The 14,489-nt window shown below is 74.8% G+C and carries 11 protein-coding genes and 1 pseudogene; 3 read left to right on the top strand and 9 right to left on the bottom strand.

From position 1 onward, the window contains the following. Positions 1-6: 6 nt before the first annotated feature. From F8568_RS12190 to F8568_RS12150, 9 genes and pseudogenes are all read right to left on the bottom strand, one after another. Complete coding sequence (locus F8568_RS12190; RefSeq protein ID WP_151593646.1) at positions 7-1,728, bottom strand: class I adenylate-forming enzyme family protein; 1,722 nt, start codon at positions 1,726-1,728, stop codon at positions 7-9. A gap of 135 nt (positions 1,729-1,863) precedes the next feature. Beyond that, on the bottom strand, positions 1,864-2,520 hold the full coding sequence (locus F8568_RS12185; RefSeq protein WP_151593645.1) for a response regulator: 657 nt from the start codon (positions 2,518-2,520) through the stop codon (positions 1,864-1,866). A gap of 52 nt (positions 2,521-2,572) precedes the next feature. Beyond that, positions 2,573-3,799, bottom strand: coding sequence for a sensor histidine kinase (locus F8568_RS12180; RefSeq protein ID WP_328600834.1), 1,227 nt, complete (start codon positions 3,797-3,799; stop codon positions 2,573-2,575). A 102-nt stretch (positions 3,800-3,901) separates the two neighbouring features. Next, complete coding sequence (locus tag F8568_RS12175; RefSeq protein ID WP_151593644.1) at positions 3,902-5,968, bottom strand: cytochrome c oxidase assembly protein; 2,067 nt, start codon at positions 5,966-5,968, stop codon at positions 3,902-3,904. Positions 5,969-6,026: 58 nt separating this feature from the next. Next, a complete protein-coding gene (locus tag F8568_RS12170) occupies positions 6,027-6,680 on the bottom strand; it encodes a copper resistance CopC family protein (RefSeq protein ID WP_151593643.1) in 654 nt (217 codons plus the stop codon). 88 nt (positions 6,681-6,768) lie between these two features. Then, the gene (locus F8568_RS12165) at positions 6,769-7,383 is read right to left on the bottom strand and encodes an AMP-binding protein (protein WP_202124837.1); all 615 of its coding nucleotides are present in this window, start codon (positions 7,381-7,383) and stop codon (positions 6,769-6,771) included. 189 nt (positions 7,384-7,572) lie between these two features. Continuing rightward, positions 7,573-8,835 carry a DUF5685 family protein gene (locus F8568_RS12160; RefSeq protein ID WP_151593641.1) on the bottom strand — a complete coding sequence of 421 codons (1,263 nt, stop codon included), beginning with the start codon at positions 8,833-8,835 and terminating at the stop codon, positions 7,573-7,575. A 92-nt stretch (positions 8,836-8,927) separates the two neighbouring features. Continuing rightward, complete coding sequence (locus F8568_RS12155; RefSeq protein WP_151593640.1) at positions 8,928-10,223, bottom strand: helix-turn-helix domain-containing protein; 1,296 nt, start codon at positions 10,221-10,223, stop codon at positions 8,928-8,930. A gap of 25 nt (positions 10,224-10,248) precedes the next feature. After that, positions 10,249-10,566, bottom strand: a pseudogene (locus F8568_RS12150) (PucR family transcriptional regulator); the annotation flags it as partial. A gap of 198 nt (positions 10,567-10,764) precedes the next feature. Here F8568_RS12150 and F8568_RS12145 point away from each other — a divergent pair. The 3 genes from F8568_RS12145 to F8568_RS12135 all read left to right on the top strand — a co-directional run bounded on the left by F8568_RS12145 (position 10,765) and on the right by F8568_RS12135 (position 14,434). Further along, complete coding sequence (locus tag F8568_RS12145) at positions 10,765-12,210, top strand: NCS2 family permease (protein ID WP_151593638.1); 1,446 nt, start codon at positions 10,765-10,767, stop codon at positions 12,208-12,210. 135 nt (positions 12,211-12,345) lie between these two features. Further along, a complete protein-coding gene (locus F8568_RS12140) occupies positions 12,346-13,515 on the top strand; it encodes a glycerate kinase (protein WP_151593637.1) in 1,170 nt (389 codons plus the stop codon). Between the two features lie 106 nt (positions 13,516-13,621). Further along, complete coding sequence (locus F8568_RS12135) at positions 13,622-14,434, top strand: SAM-dependent methyltransferase (protein ID WP_151593636.1); 813 nt, start codon at positions 13,622-13,624, stop codon at positions 14,432-14,434. Positions 14,435-14,489: the final 55 nt, after the last annotated feature.

Genomic DNA, 14,489 nt, shown 5'->3' with positions numbered 1-14,489 from the left:
CGGCCGTCACAGCGACTCGCGCAGCTCCCGCTTCAGGACCTTGCCGGCGGCCGAGACCGGGATCTCGTCGACGAAGCGGACCTCGCGCAGCTTCTTGTAGTGCACGACGGCGGCGTTGACGTGCGCCAGGAGCTCGTCCCCGGTCACCTCGCCGGAGCGGACGACGAACGCGGTCGGCAGCTCCCCCGCCTTCGGGTCGGGGCGCCCGACCACGGCCGCGCCCGCGACGGCGGGGTGGGCGAGCAGCTTCTCCTCCAGCTCGCGCGGGTACACGTTGTAGCCGTTGTAGAGGAGCATGTCCTTCTTGCGGTCGACGATGGACAGGTAGCCGTCCTCGTCGAGCACGCCGACGTCGCCCGTGCGCAGCCAGCCGTCCGCGCTCAGCACCGCCGCGGTCTCCTCCGGGCGGTTCAGGTAGCCGGCCATGACCTGCGGGCCGTGCACGCACACCTCGCCCTCCGCGCCCGGCGGCAGCGCGGGGGTCGACTCGTCCACCGCGGGGGCGTCCGCCGCGACGATCTTGACCCGGACGTCCGGGACCGGCACCCCGACCGTGCCGGTCCTGCGCACGCCCGACCGGTGCGACGGGTTCGCGGTCGCGCCCATCGTCACCTCGCTGAGCCCGTACGCCTCGACGACCACCGCGTCCGGGAACGCCGCGTGCAGCCGGGCGATCATCTCGTGCGACAGCGGCGCGGCGCCCGACCGGACGCCCCGCACCGACGACAGGTCGCGGCCGGCGAACGACGGGTCGGCCAGCAGCGCGGAGAACATCGCGGGCGCGCCGCCGAGCGCGGTCGCGCGGAACCGCTCCATGTCGGCCAGGAACGCCGGGACGTCCAGGCGCGGGTGGCTGACGATCGTCGTCCCCGTCATGAACTGGGAGTTGAGGTAGCCGACCGTGCCCATCGCGTGGAACCAGGGCGCGACGCTGACGATGACGCCCTCGCCGAGCGGCGTCGGGTACTCCCCCTCCGGGCCGGCCGCGCGGATCGTCAGCCCGCCGTGGCCGTCGAGCTCCGGCACCGAGCCGGTGGCCGAGCAGGCGAACTGCAGCGTATTCACCACGACGTTGCGGTGCGGGAGCATGACGCCCTTCGAGCGGCCGGTCGTCCCGCCGGTGTAGGCGATGTGCGCGAGGTCGCCGCGGACGTCGATCTCGACCTCGGGGAACTCCTCCGGTTGCCCCGCGCCGACCTTCTCGAACGCGACGCCGCAGCCCGCGAACGCGCCGTCGCACAGCCCCGCCACGTCCGCCGGGGCGCCGCCCGAGCCCGCGACGACGACCGTGCGGACCTTCGTGTCGCCGAGGGCCTGCGCGACCGGCCCGGCGAGCAGGTCGAGGGTGACGACGGCGGCCGCGCCGCAGTCGGCGAGCTGGAAGGCCAGCTCGCCGGGCGGCAGCAGCGGGTTGCACGGGGAGAACGTCGCGCCCGCCAGCAGCGTCCCGTAGTAGGCGATCGCGAACTGCGGGACGTTCGGCAGGTGCAGTGCGACGACGTCGCCGCGGCCGATGCCGCGCGCGATGAGGCCGTGCGCGAACCGGGCCGACGCGCGCGCCAGCCCGGTGAAGGACAGGTCGCGTCCGGCGTGGTGCAGGGCCGTCCGGTCGCCCCAGCGCCGCGCGGCGCCCGCGAGGATCGCGCCGACCGGGACGTCCGGGTAGTCGAGCGAGTGCGGCACACCGGCGAACCAGTGCGGGGTGGTCTCGGATGACGTCGCGCCCATCGCCGTCCTTTCCAGAGGCTTGTTCTAGAATCTCGTTCGCACACCCACTCTAGGAGACGTGGCGTTCCACGCGGACCAGCGGACCCGTGCGCCCCGCGCCCACGAGCCTCTTCAGGCCGCGTCCGCGGCGGCCGGTCAGCCCGGGGTGATGAAGCCCGTCTCGTAGGCGAGGATGACGGCCTGCGTCCGGTCCCGCGCCTGGAGCTTGGCGAGGATGTTCCCGACGTGCGTCTTCACCGTCTGCGGGCTCACGAACAGCTCCCCGGCGATCTCCGCGTTGGAGTGCCCCTTCGCCACCAGGCGCAGCACGTCCGCCTCCCGCTCGGTCAGCTCGCCGTGCCAGCGCGCCGCCCGCCCGCCGGCCGGCGCCGGCCCGTGCCGGGCCGCCAGCTCGCGGATCGCGGCCGGGAACAGCAGGGTGTCGCCGTGCGCGACCATCCGGACCGCCTGCAGGATCTCCTCCGGACGCGTCCGCTTCAGCAGGAACCCGTTCGCGCCCGCCTTCAGCGCGTCGTAGACGTACTCGTCGTTCTCGAACGTCGTCACCACGATGATCTTCGGGGGCTCGCGGACGGTGTCCAGGATGTGGCGGGTCGCCTGGATCCCGTCCAGCCGCGGCATCCGCACGTCCATCAGGATCACGTCCGGGCGCAGCCGCGCCACCGCGTCCGGCACCTCCGCGCCGTCGGACGCCTCGCCGACCACGGCCAGGTCCTCCTCGGCGTTGATGATCGCCGCCAGCCCCGCCCGGATCAGCCGCTCGTCGTCGACCAGCAGCACCTTGATCGTCATGTCCCGGACCCTCTCACGAAGCACCGCCCTCTCATGGAACACCCGCGCCCGGTCAGGGGACGCGGCCGAGCGGCAGCGACACGTGCACGCGCCAGCGGTCGCCGTCCGGCCCGGCGGTCATCTCGCCCCGCAGCACGGTGACGCGCTCGCGGATGCCGCCGAGCCCGCGCCCGCCGCCGTGCCCCGACCCGGCGCCGCGCGCCCCCAGCGGGTTGCTCATCTCCATCTCCAGCCGGTCCCCCGCCACGCCGAGGCGCAACCGCACCGGCACCTTCCCCGCGTGCCGCAGCGCGTTCGTCAGCCCCTCCTGGACGATCCGGTACGCCTCCCGGGAGACCGCCGCGGGCACGTGCTCGACCTGCGGGTCCACCTCCGCGTCCAGCCGCACCCCGGCGAGCCTCGTCTGCTCCAGCACGCGGCCGAGGTCCTTCAGCGTGGGCTGCGGCGCCGGCCGCGCCCGGTCCTCGCGCAGCAGCCCGAGCACGTGGTCCAGGTCCTCCAGCGCGGCGCGCGCCGACTCCTCGATCGCGCCGAGCGCCTCCCGCGCGAACTCCGGGTCGGTGTCGAGGACGCGCCCGGCCGCGCCCGCCTGCAGCGTCACCACGCTGAGCGCGTGCCCCACCGAGTCGTGCAGCTCGCGCGCCAGCCGGTTGCGCTCGGCGAGCCGGACGGCCCGCGCCTCCAGGTCCGCGAGCCGCTCCGCGGCGGTCGGGCCGAGGAACCGCGGCGCCAGCCGCGCCAGCAGGACGCCCCCCGCGACGATCAGCACGAGCAGCACCGCGACCCCGGCGATCCCGGCCGGCGGCGCCGCCCACTCCACCCACCTCCCGGACCGGCCCAGCCGGCCGGCGATCCGCTCGTCCCAGTTCACCAGCGGCGCCATGATGAGCACGAAGGCGATCGGCGGCACGGCCAGGCTGAGCCCGCTGACGACCACGCCCGCGAACAGGTGCAGGGCGAACCACGCGCCCGACCGCGTCCGGCTCTCCCAGGTCTCCGCCGGCCCCGGCGTGAGCGCCTCCGCCGGCCCCCGCAGCAGCTCCTTGGCCAGCGAGCTCTCCAGCAGCCGCACCGACGGGACGAGCCCGGTGACGAACGCGGCGGCCGCCGGGAACACCAGCAGCGCGAGCACCCCGACGGCGGGACCGCCGAAGGGCAGCAGCCCGGCCAGGGTCATGCCGAGGAACCAGTACGGCATGAGCAGCGCGCCGCCCACCACCAGATGGGCCCAGCGCCGCCAGGTCGTCCGCTCGATCAGCGGATGCAGAACACCGGACACACGTCGATCCTGGCAGAACGGCCGCGCGGCCCACTCCCCCGCACGACCGGCCCGTCTCCCCCGCGCGGGGGAGACGGGCGCCGCGTCACCGGTTCACCGGGTTCACGACTCCGGCTGCCGGGCGGTCTTGCTCCCCGGCTCGCTCGCCAGCCGGTCGCGCTCGGCGAGCTTGGCCAGGCGCGCGTTGTAGGCGGCGAGCTCGTCCTCCTCGGCGCCCGTCTCGCCGCGCGCGGTGCGCTCGGCGGCGCGGTCGGCCTTGCGGTCCATCCGGCGGGCCTGGCGCTGGTCGTCGGCGTACCACTGGAACGCCATCACCAGCAGGACGACGAACGTCGGCACCTCGCCGAACGCCCACGCGATCGACCCGGCGGTGTGCTGGTCGTGCAGGATCGTGGTGCCCCACGGCGGGTTGACGGCGTTGTACCAGCCGGTCGCGAGCGCCTGGTTCAGGCTCATCAGCGCGATGCCGAAGAACGCGTGGAACGGCATGGTGACGAACAGCAGCAGCAGCCGCATCGGGTGCGGCAGCCGGCGCGGCGCCGGGTCGACGCCGAGCAGCACCCAGAAGAACAGGCAGCCGGACGCCAGGAAGTGCACCATCATCGCGATGTGCCCGAGGTGGTCCCGCATGAGGTCCTCGAACAGCGGCGTGAAGTACAGCGCGAACGTGCTGCCCATGAACAGGATCGTGGCGAACGCCGGATGGGCGACGAACCGGACGAACCGGCTGTGCAGCATCGCGGTGAGCCACTCGCGGGGGCCGCGGTCGCCGCGCACCCGGGCGGGCTTGAGCGCGCGCAGCGCCAGCGTCGTCGGCGCGCCGACGACCAGGAAGATCGGCGTGAGCATGTTCAGCACCATGTGCTGCGCCATGTGCACGCTGAACAGGATCGGCGCGTAGCGGGCGACGCCGGTCTGGGTGACGATGACGATCGTCAGCAGGCCGAAGAACCAGGAGGCGGTGCGTCCGGCCGGCCAGGAGTCGCCGCGCCGCCGCAGCCGCAGGACGCCGGCCAGGTACAGCCCGCCGAGCACGACGACCAGGACGCCGAAGAACAGGTCGAAGTGCCACAGCGTCGCGAGCCGCTCGAGGTTGATGTGCGGCGGCATGTCGAAGCCGAGCTGCGTCTTGATCGCCGACTCGGTGCCGGTCTCCGGCGGCGGCGCGGTGCGGGCGAGCGCGACGGCGAGGCCCATGGTGGCGGCCATGACGGCGGCCTCGACGGCGGCGAGCCGGGCGAACGCGCGGGGCTTGCGGTCGTGCAGCGCCGGGATCGTCCGCTCGCGGTGCCACCAGCCGAACCAGCCGAGCGCCGCGAACGCGATGATCTTGCCGAGGGCGAGCCGCCCGTAGTCGGTGGTCACCAGCTCCGACGGGCTCGGCAGCCGGGAGATCACGTTGACCATCCCGCTGGCGCCGACGGTGACGTAGCACCACAGCGCCATCCGGCTGAACCGCTCGGCCATGATCGGCAGCTTGTCCCGGCCGAGCAGCGCGTGCGCGCCGACGACCGCGAGGCCGCCGACCCACGGCGCGATCGCGGCGACGTGCAGCGCCACGCCGGTCACGGCGACCTCGTGGTTGGCGGCCGACGCGGAGTGCCCGGTGAGCGGCGGCGGCAGCAGCGCGATCCCGGCCATCGCCAGCAGCCCGAACGCGGCGGCGGGGGTGGTCGTGGTGCGCGCGAGCAGCGCCACCACGACGGCCAGCAGCACCACGATCATCAGCGCGGTGCCCTGCTCCAGCGAGCCGACGTAGCTGCTCAGCTCGTTGCCGCCGATGACCTCGGTGACCGGCTGGCCGAGCACGTCGGCGACGGTGAACACCAGCGTGGCCGCCGCGGCGGCGGCCCATCCGGCCGCGAGCCACGACGCCGCGTGCAGGTAGCCGACCGAGTCGCGGGACAGCTTCGGGGTCTCGCGCGCGCCCTCGACGGGCAGCAGCGCGGCACCGGCGAGGAGCGCGCCGACGGTCAGCGCGGACAGCAGGTCCATCGCCGTCCGCGACACCGGCAGCCCCCACCGGGTGGCGGCGCCGGCGTCCCCGATGCCGGGGATGACCTGCTCGGTCACCGCCCCGCCGAGGACGAGGGCCGCCACCAGGGCGGCGGCCGCCGCGACGACCGCCACGGCGGCGGCGCGCACGACCCGCAGGGCGCCCTCATTCACCGCGAACCCCGTTCGCCGGCGGCCTCGTCCACGGCCGACCCCCGATCACCGACATGCCTCACTCACTCGCCGCGACCGCCCCGTGCTTGCGCTTGGCCCGGTAGACGATGGCCACGCCGATGCCGATGCCGACCAGCACGCCAGCGCCGATCAGGCCCCACGTCACCAGCCCGGACCCGGACTCGGAGTCGGACTCGGCGGCCTGCTGCTGGTCGATCTTGAGAGGCTGCTCGTTGCTGGTCGCGGCGGCGCCGGTCTGGTCGACCGCGCCCACGCCGCCCTTGGTCGGCCCGGCCTGCGGCTGCTCCCCGGTGCTCCCGTCGCCGCCGGCGGCGGTCGCGGTGAAGGCGAGGCCGTCGGCCTGGACGGGGTGCCCGTCCGCGCCGACCACCCGGTAGGCGACCGTGTACGACCCGGCGGGCAGCGCGCCGGTCAGCCGCTGCGTGACCGTGGTGCCCGCGTGCTCGGCGGCGCCGGACTGGAAGGCCTTGCCGTGCGCGTCCCTGACGACGACCTTCGCGGTGCTGATCTCGTCGCTGAAGACCAGCTTCACCTCGGTCACGCCGGCGGCGGACTCGCCCTTGCCGGGCGTGCTGCTCACCAGCTGGGTGTGCGCGAGCGCCGGGGTGGCCGTCACCGCGCCGAGCGCGGCGGCGAGGACGGCGACGAGACCGAGGCGGCGCAGGGGCCCGCGGGTCGTGAGGGTTCTCATGGGGCGGCCGGGTTCTCTCTGCGGGAATGAGGGCCCTTCTAGCGTACTGACGCGGCGCCGATGGCACGTCCGGGGTCGGGGAAGGCCCTCAGAGCGTGCCCAAAGCGTGATCGCGGCCGTGCTCGGCGAACTCCGCGCGCAGCTTCGCGGCGTGCTCGGCGGTCAGCGGCTCGTAGGCCAGCGCGCGGCCCGGGCGCACCCACACCGGCTCCCCGCCGGCCGGGTCCCACAGGGCGCGGCGCTCGATGCCCATCATCGCGGACCGCACCGCGATCGCGGCGAGCCGTCCCTGCCCGCAGGCGACCGCCTTCGGCGCGCCGGTCGACCCGGAGGTGAACAGGAGCAGCAGCCGGTCCTCGGGCCGGGCGCCCGGGTCGCCGTGCACATGGCGCCGGTCCGCGCGGGCCTCCGCCTCGCGCAGCGACGCGGTGTACGGGGCGGAGTCGACGACGAGGATCCGGTCCGGCGGGACCGCGTCGCCGAGCGCGTCCAGCAGCGGCAGGTGGGCGGTGTCGGTGACGATCAGGTCGCAGTCGGTGTGCCGGACGTCGGCGGCCAGTTCGGCGCCGCGCCGGGTCGGGTTGATCCCGACGACGGCGGCGCGGCCGAGCGCCGCCGCGAAGATCCAGAAAACGTACTCGGGGACGTTCTCCAGCAGCACCCCGACGTGCCGCGGGCGGCCGGGCGGCTCCGGGGCACGCACGGAGCAGCGCGGCGCGCGTGCGGGCGGCCGCCACGGCCTGCGCCCAGCCGCAGGTCTCGTCCTCGAACCGGAGCCCGGGGTGCCCGTCACCGGCCCGTTCCAGCAGAAGGTCCGCGAAGGTCGGGCTCGCCACGTCCGCGACACTGCCACCCAAGCTTTTGCTTGGTCAAGAGCGGACGATCAATTGCCTCAGCAATCGCAACCACAGCAGTCGCAGTCACAGCAGTCGCAGTCGCAGCAGTCGCCGTCGCACCCGCTGCAGCAGTCGCATCCGTCGCAGCAGTCGTCGCAGTGCCGCGTGCACCAGCAGCGGTCCCCGCAGTCCTTGCCGTGGTGCTCGCTCCAGTCGGGCTGGAATACCCCGCAGGTGAGGCACACCGCCGTCCCGGTGAAGCACGGGATCGGCCACCCCGGCCGCCGGCCCCGCGGCCGGTGCCCGAAGTTCGCGCCGCCTCCTCCCCCGCCGCCGTGCGGCGGGATCCAGCCGCCCCCATCGCCGGAGCCTCCGCCGTGCTGGGGCGGATACCCCTGCCGGGGCGGGACGCCGGGCGGCGGGTAATGGCCGGGCCGGTACGGCGGCGGCTGCTCCGGTCCCGGCGGGTAGGCGGCGAACACCCGGTCGACCGAGCGGCGGACCTCCCGGTCGAGCAGCGCCCGGACGAGCCTCGGCCTGTCCATCTCCAGGTCGGCCAGCGCGAGCCGCAGCCCGTGCAGCGCGTCGTCGGCGTACCGGCGGGCCTGCGCGGGAGTGGTGCCGGTGGCCAGCAGCGGGTTGAACGCGCCGGCGGCGTGGTCGTCCACGACGTCCTCGACGGCGTCGATCAGGTGCGCGAGACGGCCGAAGAAGCGGCCCGCCTCGGCCAGCGCCGCGGCGTTGCCCTCCTTGCCGGCGAGGACCGCGGTGTGCGCGAACACGGCGGCGACGGCGGTCTCGGTGGGCTCGGTGAGGTCGAGCAGCCGCAGGCCCGGCTCGGCCTCCAGGACGGCCTGCCGCGCGACGGCCTCGCGCAGCACCGACGGGTCGAACCCGACGGCGGCGCCCGTCCGCGCGCCCGCCGCGTCCCAGCGGTCGGCGGCCCGGCCCGCCGCGGCGGCGACCAGCCGGCGCGCGTACGCGCCGTCGCCGTCCGCGACGTGGTCGCGGGTCTTGCCGGCGGCCAGCAGCAGCGACGCGGCCGCCGCCAGCCGCGCGCCCTGCGCCTTCGCGGTCACGACCTCGGCGGTCCTCATCCCGCGCAGCGCGCAGGGCCCGGCCTTGCGGCGCGGCGACGGCTCCGGCGCCTGCGCCTCCACCAGCACCGAGACGAGCAGCCCGTCGTAGTTGGTGACGAGCCGCGCCGCCTGGCCGTGCTCGGCCCGCAGCGTCAGGCACAGCCCGCACAGGTGCGCCATCCAGTCCCGGAACAGCGACCCGCACAGCACGTGCTTGCACGGGCGGACCACACCGAACACCGGCATCTCCCCATCTCAGGCGACTCGCAGCATTATTCACGGACGCCGCGGCACCCGGAACGGTTCGCCCGTACGGCCGGCGATCGCCGGGGTCAGACCCCGACGCAGGTCAGCGCGCGGCGGTAGGCGGCCATCCGCGGCTCCCGCGTGCCGGTCTCGGCGAGCACCTCGGCGAGGTCGAACCACGCCTGCGCCGCCTCCCGCGAGGACTCCATGTCCTCCAGGCACGTCGCGGCCCGGGTGAGCACCTCCACCGCGCGGTCGCGGTGGCCGAGCCGCACGCACGCCTCGCCGAGCACGGTCAGCGCCCCCGCGGTGACCCGGCGCGGCGCGTCCCCGAGCAGCTCCAGGGCGTCCTCGGCGAGCCGGACGGCCTCCGCCGGGCGGCCGAGCGCGGTCTCGGCGCGGGCCAGCTCGGTCAGGCACCGGGCGACGTCGATCTCCCCGGCGGAACCGGCGTTGATCTCCTCGCGCACCCGGGTCAGCAGCTCGCGGGCCTGCATCGCCTGGTCGGGCCGGGCGCGCAGCAGCAGCCCCGCGTAGACGACGCGGAGCCGGTCGAGGTCGCGCGGGTCCTCGCCGTCGCCGGCCAGCATCAGCGCGCGCTCGGCGAGGCCGACGCCCTCCTCGTACTCGCCGCGGATCTGCGCGACGTTGGCGGCCTCCCAGTAGGCGACCGTGCGGGCCCGCGCGCTGCCGATCCGCTCGGCGCGCTCGACCAGCTGCTCGGCGAGCTGCCGGGCGCGCACGAGGTCGCCGCGCTCGATGAAGGCGGCCAGCAGCGCCGCGCCGAGGCGCACGGCGGCGTCGGTGGAGTCGGCGCCGGTCGCGATCAGGTGCCGCAGCGCCTCCTCGGCCGCCTGCACGCCCGCGCTGATGTCGCCGCGCTCGCGCAGGCAGCGGCTCAGCGCGACGTGCACCCGGGCCCAGTGGTCGAGGTCGGCCTCGGCGGAGGCCTCCTCGGTGAGCGCGCGCAGCCCGGCGATCGCCTCCTCCAGCTCGCCCGCCGCCTCGAGCGCGAGGGCGTGCCCCCAGCGCGCCTGGTGCAGCATGTCCGGCAGCGCCACGGCGTCGGCGTTGGCCAGCACCTCGGCGAACCGGGCCCGCGCCTCGGCGGCGGCGCCGTTGCGCAGCGCGATCTCGGCGTAGTCCAGGGTGACGCGCAGCTCGTCGACGACGTCCTCGCTGACGCCGCTGACGAGGTAGGTCGCCGAGCAGTTCAGCTTCACCGCGAGCAGGTCGACCACGCTCGGGGCGGGGACCCGCTTGTCGCTCTCGATCAGCGAGATGTAGCTGTCGGACAGCTCGGGGAAGGCCAGCTGCGCCTGGCTCACGCCCTGCCTGATCCGCAGCGCGCGGATGCGCTGTCCCAGTGTCTCCCGGTCCATGTGGGCCCGCTCTTTCTCGTGGTCGCTACAGGGTGCTCGCCGGCCGCGTCGCGCGCAGGGCGAGGAAGAAGTCGACTCGGTCCTCAAGTGTGCCGAGATCCCGGCCGGTGAGGTCCTCGATTCGGCGGATTCGGTACCGAAGCGTGTTCACATGGACGTGCAGCCGGGTCGCGCTCCGGCTCCACGACCCCGAGCAGGACAGGAACACCTCCAGGGTGTGCAGGAGCTCGGCCTGCCTGCTGCTGTCGTACTCCTCGAGCGGGCCGAGCATCCGCTCGCGGAACGACCAGCGCGTCCGCTCCGGGACGGCGGCCAGCAGCAGCGCGTAGGAGTCCGCGTAGGCGTCCCCGTAGGCCTCGGGGGCCGGCGCGTCCGCCGAGTCTCGCATTCGCACCATGGCAGGCTATAGCGGACCGTTCCCGTCACGCAGCGCTGGTCCTGAATCACCTCCCGGCACCGGCGGACGACGGCGCGCCGCCCGGCGGCTAACCTGTGCTCGCACTTTCCGGGAACAACGTTGGTGAAGGCGGAGCACGCGCGAATGTCCAAGATGAACACGGCAGAGGTCGACGATGTGCCGCCGTCCGGCGGGCGCGGGCCGCTGGACCGGCTGTTCGACCTGTCCGCGCGGCGGACCACGGTGGCCCGCGAGCTGCGCGGCGGCGTCACCACGTTCTTCGCGATGGCCTACATCATCCTGCTGAACCCGATCATCCTCGGCGGGGCCAAGGACGTCACCGGCGCGACGCTGTCGATCCCGCAGCTGACCACGATGACCGCGCTGTCCGCCGCGATCACCACGGTGATCATGGGGCTGGTCGGGAACGCGCCGCTGGCCCTCGCCGCCGGCCTCGGCATCAACGCGGTGGTGGCCTTCCAGGCGGCGCCGGTGATGACCTGGCCGCAGGCGATGGGCCTGGTGGTGATCGAAGGCGTGATCATCGTGCTGCTGGCGCTCACCGGCGTCCGCGAGCGGATCATGAACTCGATCCCGCTGGCGCTCAAGCACGCCATCGCGGTCGGCATCGGCGCGTTCATCGCGCTGGTCGGGCTGTACGACTCGGGGTTCGTCACCTCCAGCAAGACCAGCCCGCCGCTGTCGCTCGGCACCGGCGGCCGACTGGAGACCTGGCCGACGCTGGTGTTCGGCCTCACCCTGCTGCTGATGATCGTGCTGTACGTGCGGAAGGTGCCCGGCGCGATCCTGATCAGCATCATCACCGGCACCGTGCTCGCGGTGGTCATCGAGTCGTACGCCTCGGTCCCGGACGGCGGCTGGGGCGTGGTCACCCCCGACCTGCCCGACAAGGTCTTCGCCGCGCCCGACTTCGGGCTGCTCGGGAAGGTGGACCTGTTCGGCGGGTTCGGCCGGGCGGGTGTGATCACGGCGCTGGTGGTGCTGTTCACCCTGGTGCTGTCCGGGTTCTTCGACGCGATGGGCACCATCCTCGGCATCAGCGACGAGGCCGGCCTCACCAACGAGCGGGGCGAGGTGCCGCGGCTCGGCCGGATCCTGTCGGTGGACGGCCTGTCCGCCGCGCTCGGCGGCGTCACCAGCTCGTCCGCCAACACCGTGTTCGTGGAGTCGGCGGCGGGCGTCGGCGAGGGCGCCCGGACCGGCCTGGCCAACATCGCGACCGGCGCCCTGTTCGCGCTCACCCTGTTCCTCACCCCGCTCGCCGCGGTCGTGCCCGCGCAGGCCGCCGCGCCCGCCCTGGTGGTGGTCGGCGCGCTGATGATGACGCAGGTCGCCAAGGTGACCTGGGACGACCTGGAGATCGCGATCCCGGCGTTCCTCACCATCGTGCTGATGCCGTTCACCTACTCGATCACGATCGGCATCGGCGGCGGGACGGTCACCTACGCGATCATCAAGCTGGCCCGCGGCAGGGTCCGCGAGGTGTCGGTGTGGCTGTGGCCCGTGGTGGCGCTGTTCCTGCTGTTCTTCGCGATCCACCCGATCGAGACGTGGCTCGGGGTGAAGTAGGGGTCCCGGCCCGCGAGATTCTCACGGGAATGTCGGCCCATTTGAAAGTCTCGGACGCTCCGGCGGGTGTCAAATAGTGCCGTCATGGCGTAAGCAGAAGGTAGGGCCTTACCCCCCGGCGTGAAAGGCGTGGCTGTGGTGTCCGCGGACCGTCCCCCCGACCCTCCCGCGCACGGCCACGTCCTGCTGGCGCCCGGGCGGTTCCCCGGCGCGCTGACCGCGGCGCAGGTGGCCCGCCACCTCGCCGCCGGGCTGCGCCGCGCGCGGCCCGGCGTCCCGCTGGTCGAGCTGCCGGTCGCCGACGGCGGGGACGGCACCGTCGAGGCGGCGGTCGCGGCGGGCTGGCGCCGGATCGAGGTCGAGGTCTGCGGGCCGACCGGCCGGCCGGTGACCGCGCGGCTCGCGGTCCGCGACCGCACCGCGCTGGTGGAGCTGGCCGAGGCGTCCGGGCTGCGCCGGCTGCCGGGCGGCAAGCCGCGCCCGCTCACCGCGTCCAGCCTCGGCACCGGGCAGCTGGTGGCGCACGCGCTGCGGCTCGGCGCCCGCCGGATCGTGCTCGGGCTCGGCGGCGGCGCCTGCACCGACGGCGGCGCGGGGCTCGTCCAGGGGCTCGGCGGGCGGCTGCTGGACGCGCTCGGCAAGGAGCTGCCGCCGGGCGGGGCGGCGCTGCGCTCGCTGCACGCGCTGGACCTGCGCGCCCTGCCCGACCTGTCGGGCGTCGAGGTGGTCGTCGCCTGCGACTCGGCGGGCCCGCTGCTCGGCCGCGGCGGCGCCGCCGCGGTGGACGGCCCGCCGCGCGGCGCGAGCCGCGACGAGGTCCGGGTGCTGGACGCGGGGCTGCGCCGCTGGGCCGACCTGGCGGAGGCGGCGTCCCGCCGGGCGGCCCGCGACCTGCCGGGCGCGGGCGCGGCGGGCGGCGTCGGGTTCGCCGCGCTGGCCTTCCTCGGCGCGACCATCGAGCCGGGCGCCGCGCTGATGCTGGACCTGCTCGACCTCTCCGGCCGGGCGCGCGGAGCGCACCTGGTCGTGACCGGCGAGGGCACGCTCGACACCCGGTCGCTGCGCGGCACCGCGCCGATCGGCGTCGCGCGCGCCGCCGCCCGCGCCGGAGCCCCGGTGATCGCGGTCGCGGGGCGCCGCGGGCTGACCGGCGAGCGGCTGCGCAAGGCGCGGATCCAGGCGGTGTACGCGCTGGACGACATCGAGCCGGACGCCGAGCGACGCGTCCGCCGGGCGGGCCCGCTGCTGGAGCAGCTGACGGTCGCGATCGCCGACGAGTGGCTGCCCGCGCCGCCGCGCCGCTGACCCGCACGACATTCGACAGTTTCGGGACGGAGGGCTGGACCCACGTCTAAGATCATGGAGGCGGCGGTATCCGGCGAAACTCCACAGCGGCACAAGGCGGGCGCACATGGCGGACGAGCGGCAGTACGACTGGGCATCACTCGGCATCGACGTGACCAAGCCGAGCATCGCGCGCACCTACGACGTCGTCCTGCGCGGCAAGGACAACTTCGAGGTGGACCGCGCGTTCGTGGACGAGATCGCCAAGATCGTCCCCGAGATCTACGACGTGGCCGCCTACAACCGGCAGATCCTCGGCCGCGGCGTGCGGTACCTGGCCGGCGAGGCGGGCCTGCGCCAGTTCCTCGACCTCGGCTCCGGGCTGCCGACCGTGCAGAACACCCACCAGGTCGCCCAGTCCGTCGCGCCGGAGTCCCGCGTCGTGTACGTCGACAACGACCCGATCGTGCTGGCGCACGGGCGGGCGCTGCTCGCCGAGAACGAGCGCACCACCGTGGTGACCGCGGACGTCCGGGAGCCGGAGGCGATCCTCGCGAACGAGGAGGTCCGGCGGCTCATCGACCTCGGCCGGCCGGTCGGCGTGATGCTCGTCGGCATCCTGCACCACCTGCACGACGACGAGAAGCCGCAGCGGGTCGTCGACGTCCTGATGGACGCCGTGCCGTCCGGCAGCCACCTGTTCATCACGAGCTTCTGCGCGTCCAGCCAGGAGGCGATCGACGCCGAGGTGCAGTACCAGGGGCTGCTCGGCACCGGGCGGTTCCGCACGCCGGAGGAGATCGAGCACTGGTTCGCCGGCCTGGAGCTGCTGGAGCCGGGCGTGGTCCCGCTGCCGCTGTGGCGTCCGGACGGGCCCGTCCCGAACGAGCTGACCGTAGGGCACAAGCTCATGTACGGCGGCATCGCCCGCAAGCCCTGATTCAGGAGCCCCGGCGCCGGAGCCCCGAGCGGGGCCCGGCGCCGACCTGCCGCGC

Origin of the sequence: Actinomadura physcomitrii, assembly GCF_008923205.2 — a bacterium.
GTDB lineage: Bacteria > Actinomycetota > Actinomycetes > Streptosporangiales > Streptosporangiaceae > Spirillospora > Spirillospora physcomitrii.
The sequence above is the reverse complement of the archived record's forward strand: the minus strand, read 5'-3'. Positions and strand labels throughout refer to the sequence as shown.

Coding starts and splice junctions, on each gene's coding strand:
- F8568_RS12190 (WP_151593646.1), bottom strand. CDS start 1,728: ATGGGCGCGACGTCATCCGAGACCACCCCGCACTGGTTCGCCGGTGTG.
- F8568_RS12185 (WP_151593645.1), bottom strand. CDS start 2,520: ATGACGATCAAGGTGCTGCTGGTCGACGACGAGCGGCTGATCCGGGCG.
- F8568_RS12170 (WP_151593643.1), bottom strand. CDS start 6,680: ATGAGAACCCTCACGACCCGCGGGCCCCTGCGCCGCCTCGGTCTCGTC.
- F8568_RS12155 (WP_151593640.1), bottom strand. CDS start 10,223: ATGGACCGGGAGACACTGGGACAGCGCATCCGCGCGCTGCGGATCAGG.
- F8568_RS12145 (WP_151593638.1), top strand. CDS start 10,765: ATGTCCAAGATGAACACGGCAGAGGTCGACGATGTGCCGCCGTCCGGC.
- F8568_RS12135 (WP_151593636.1), top strand. CDS start 13,622: ATGGCGGACGAGCGGCAGTACGACTGGGCATCACTCGGCATCGACGTG.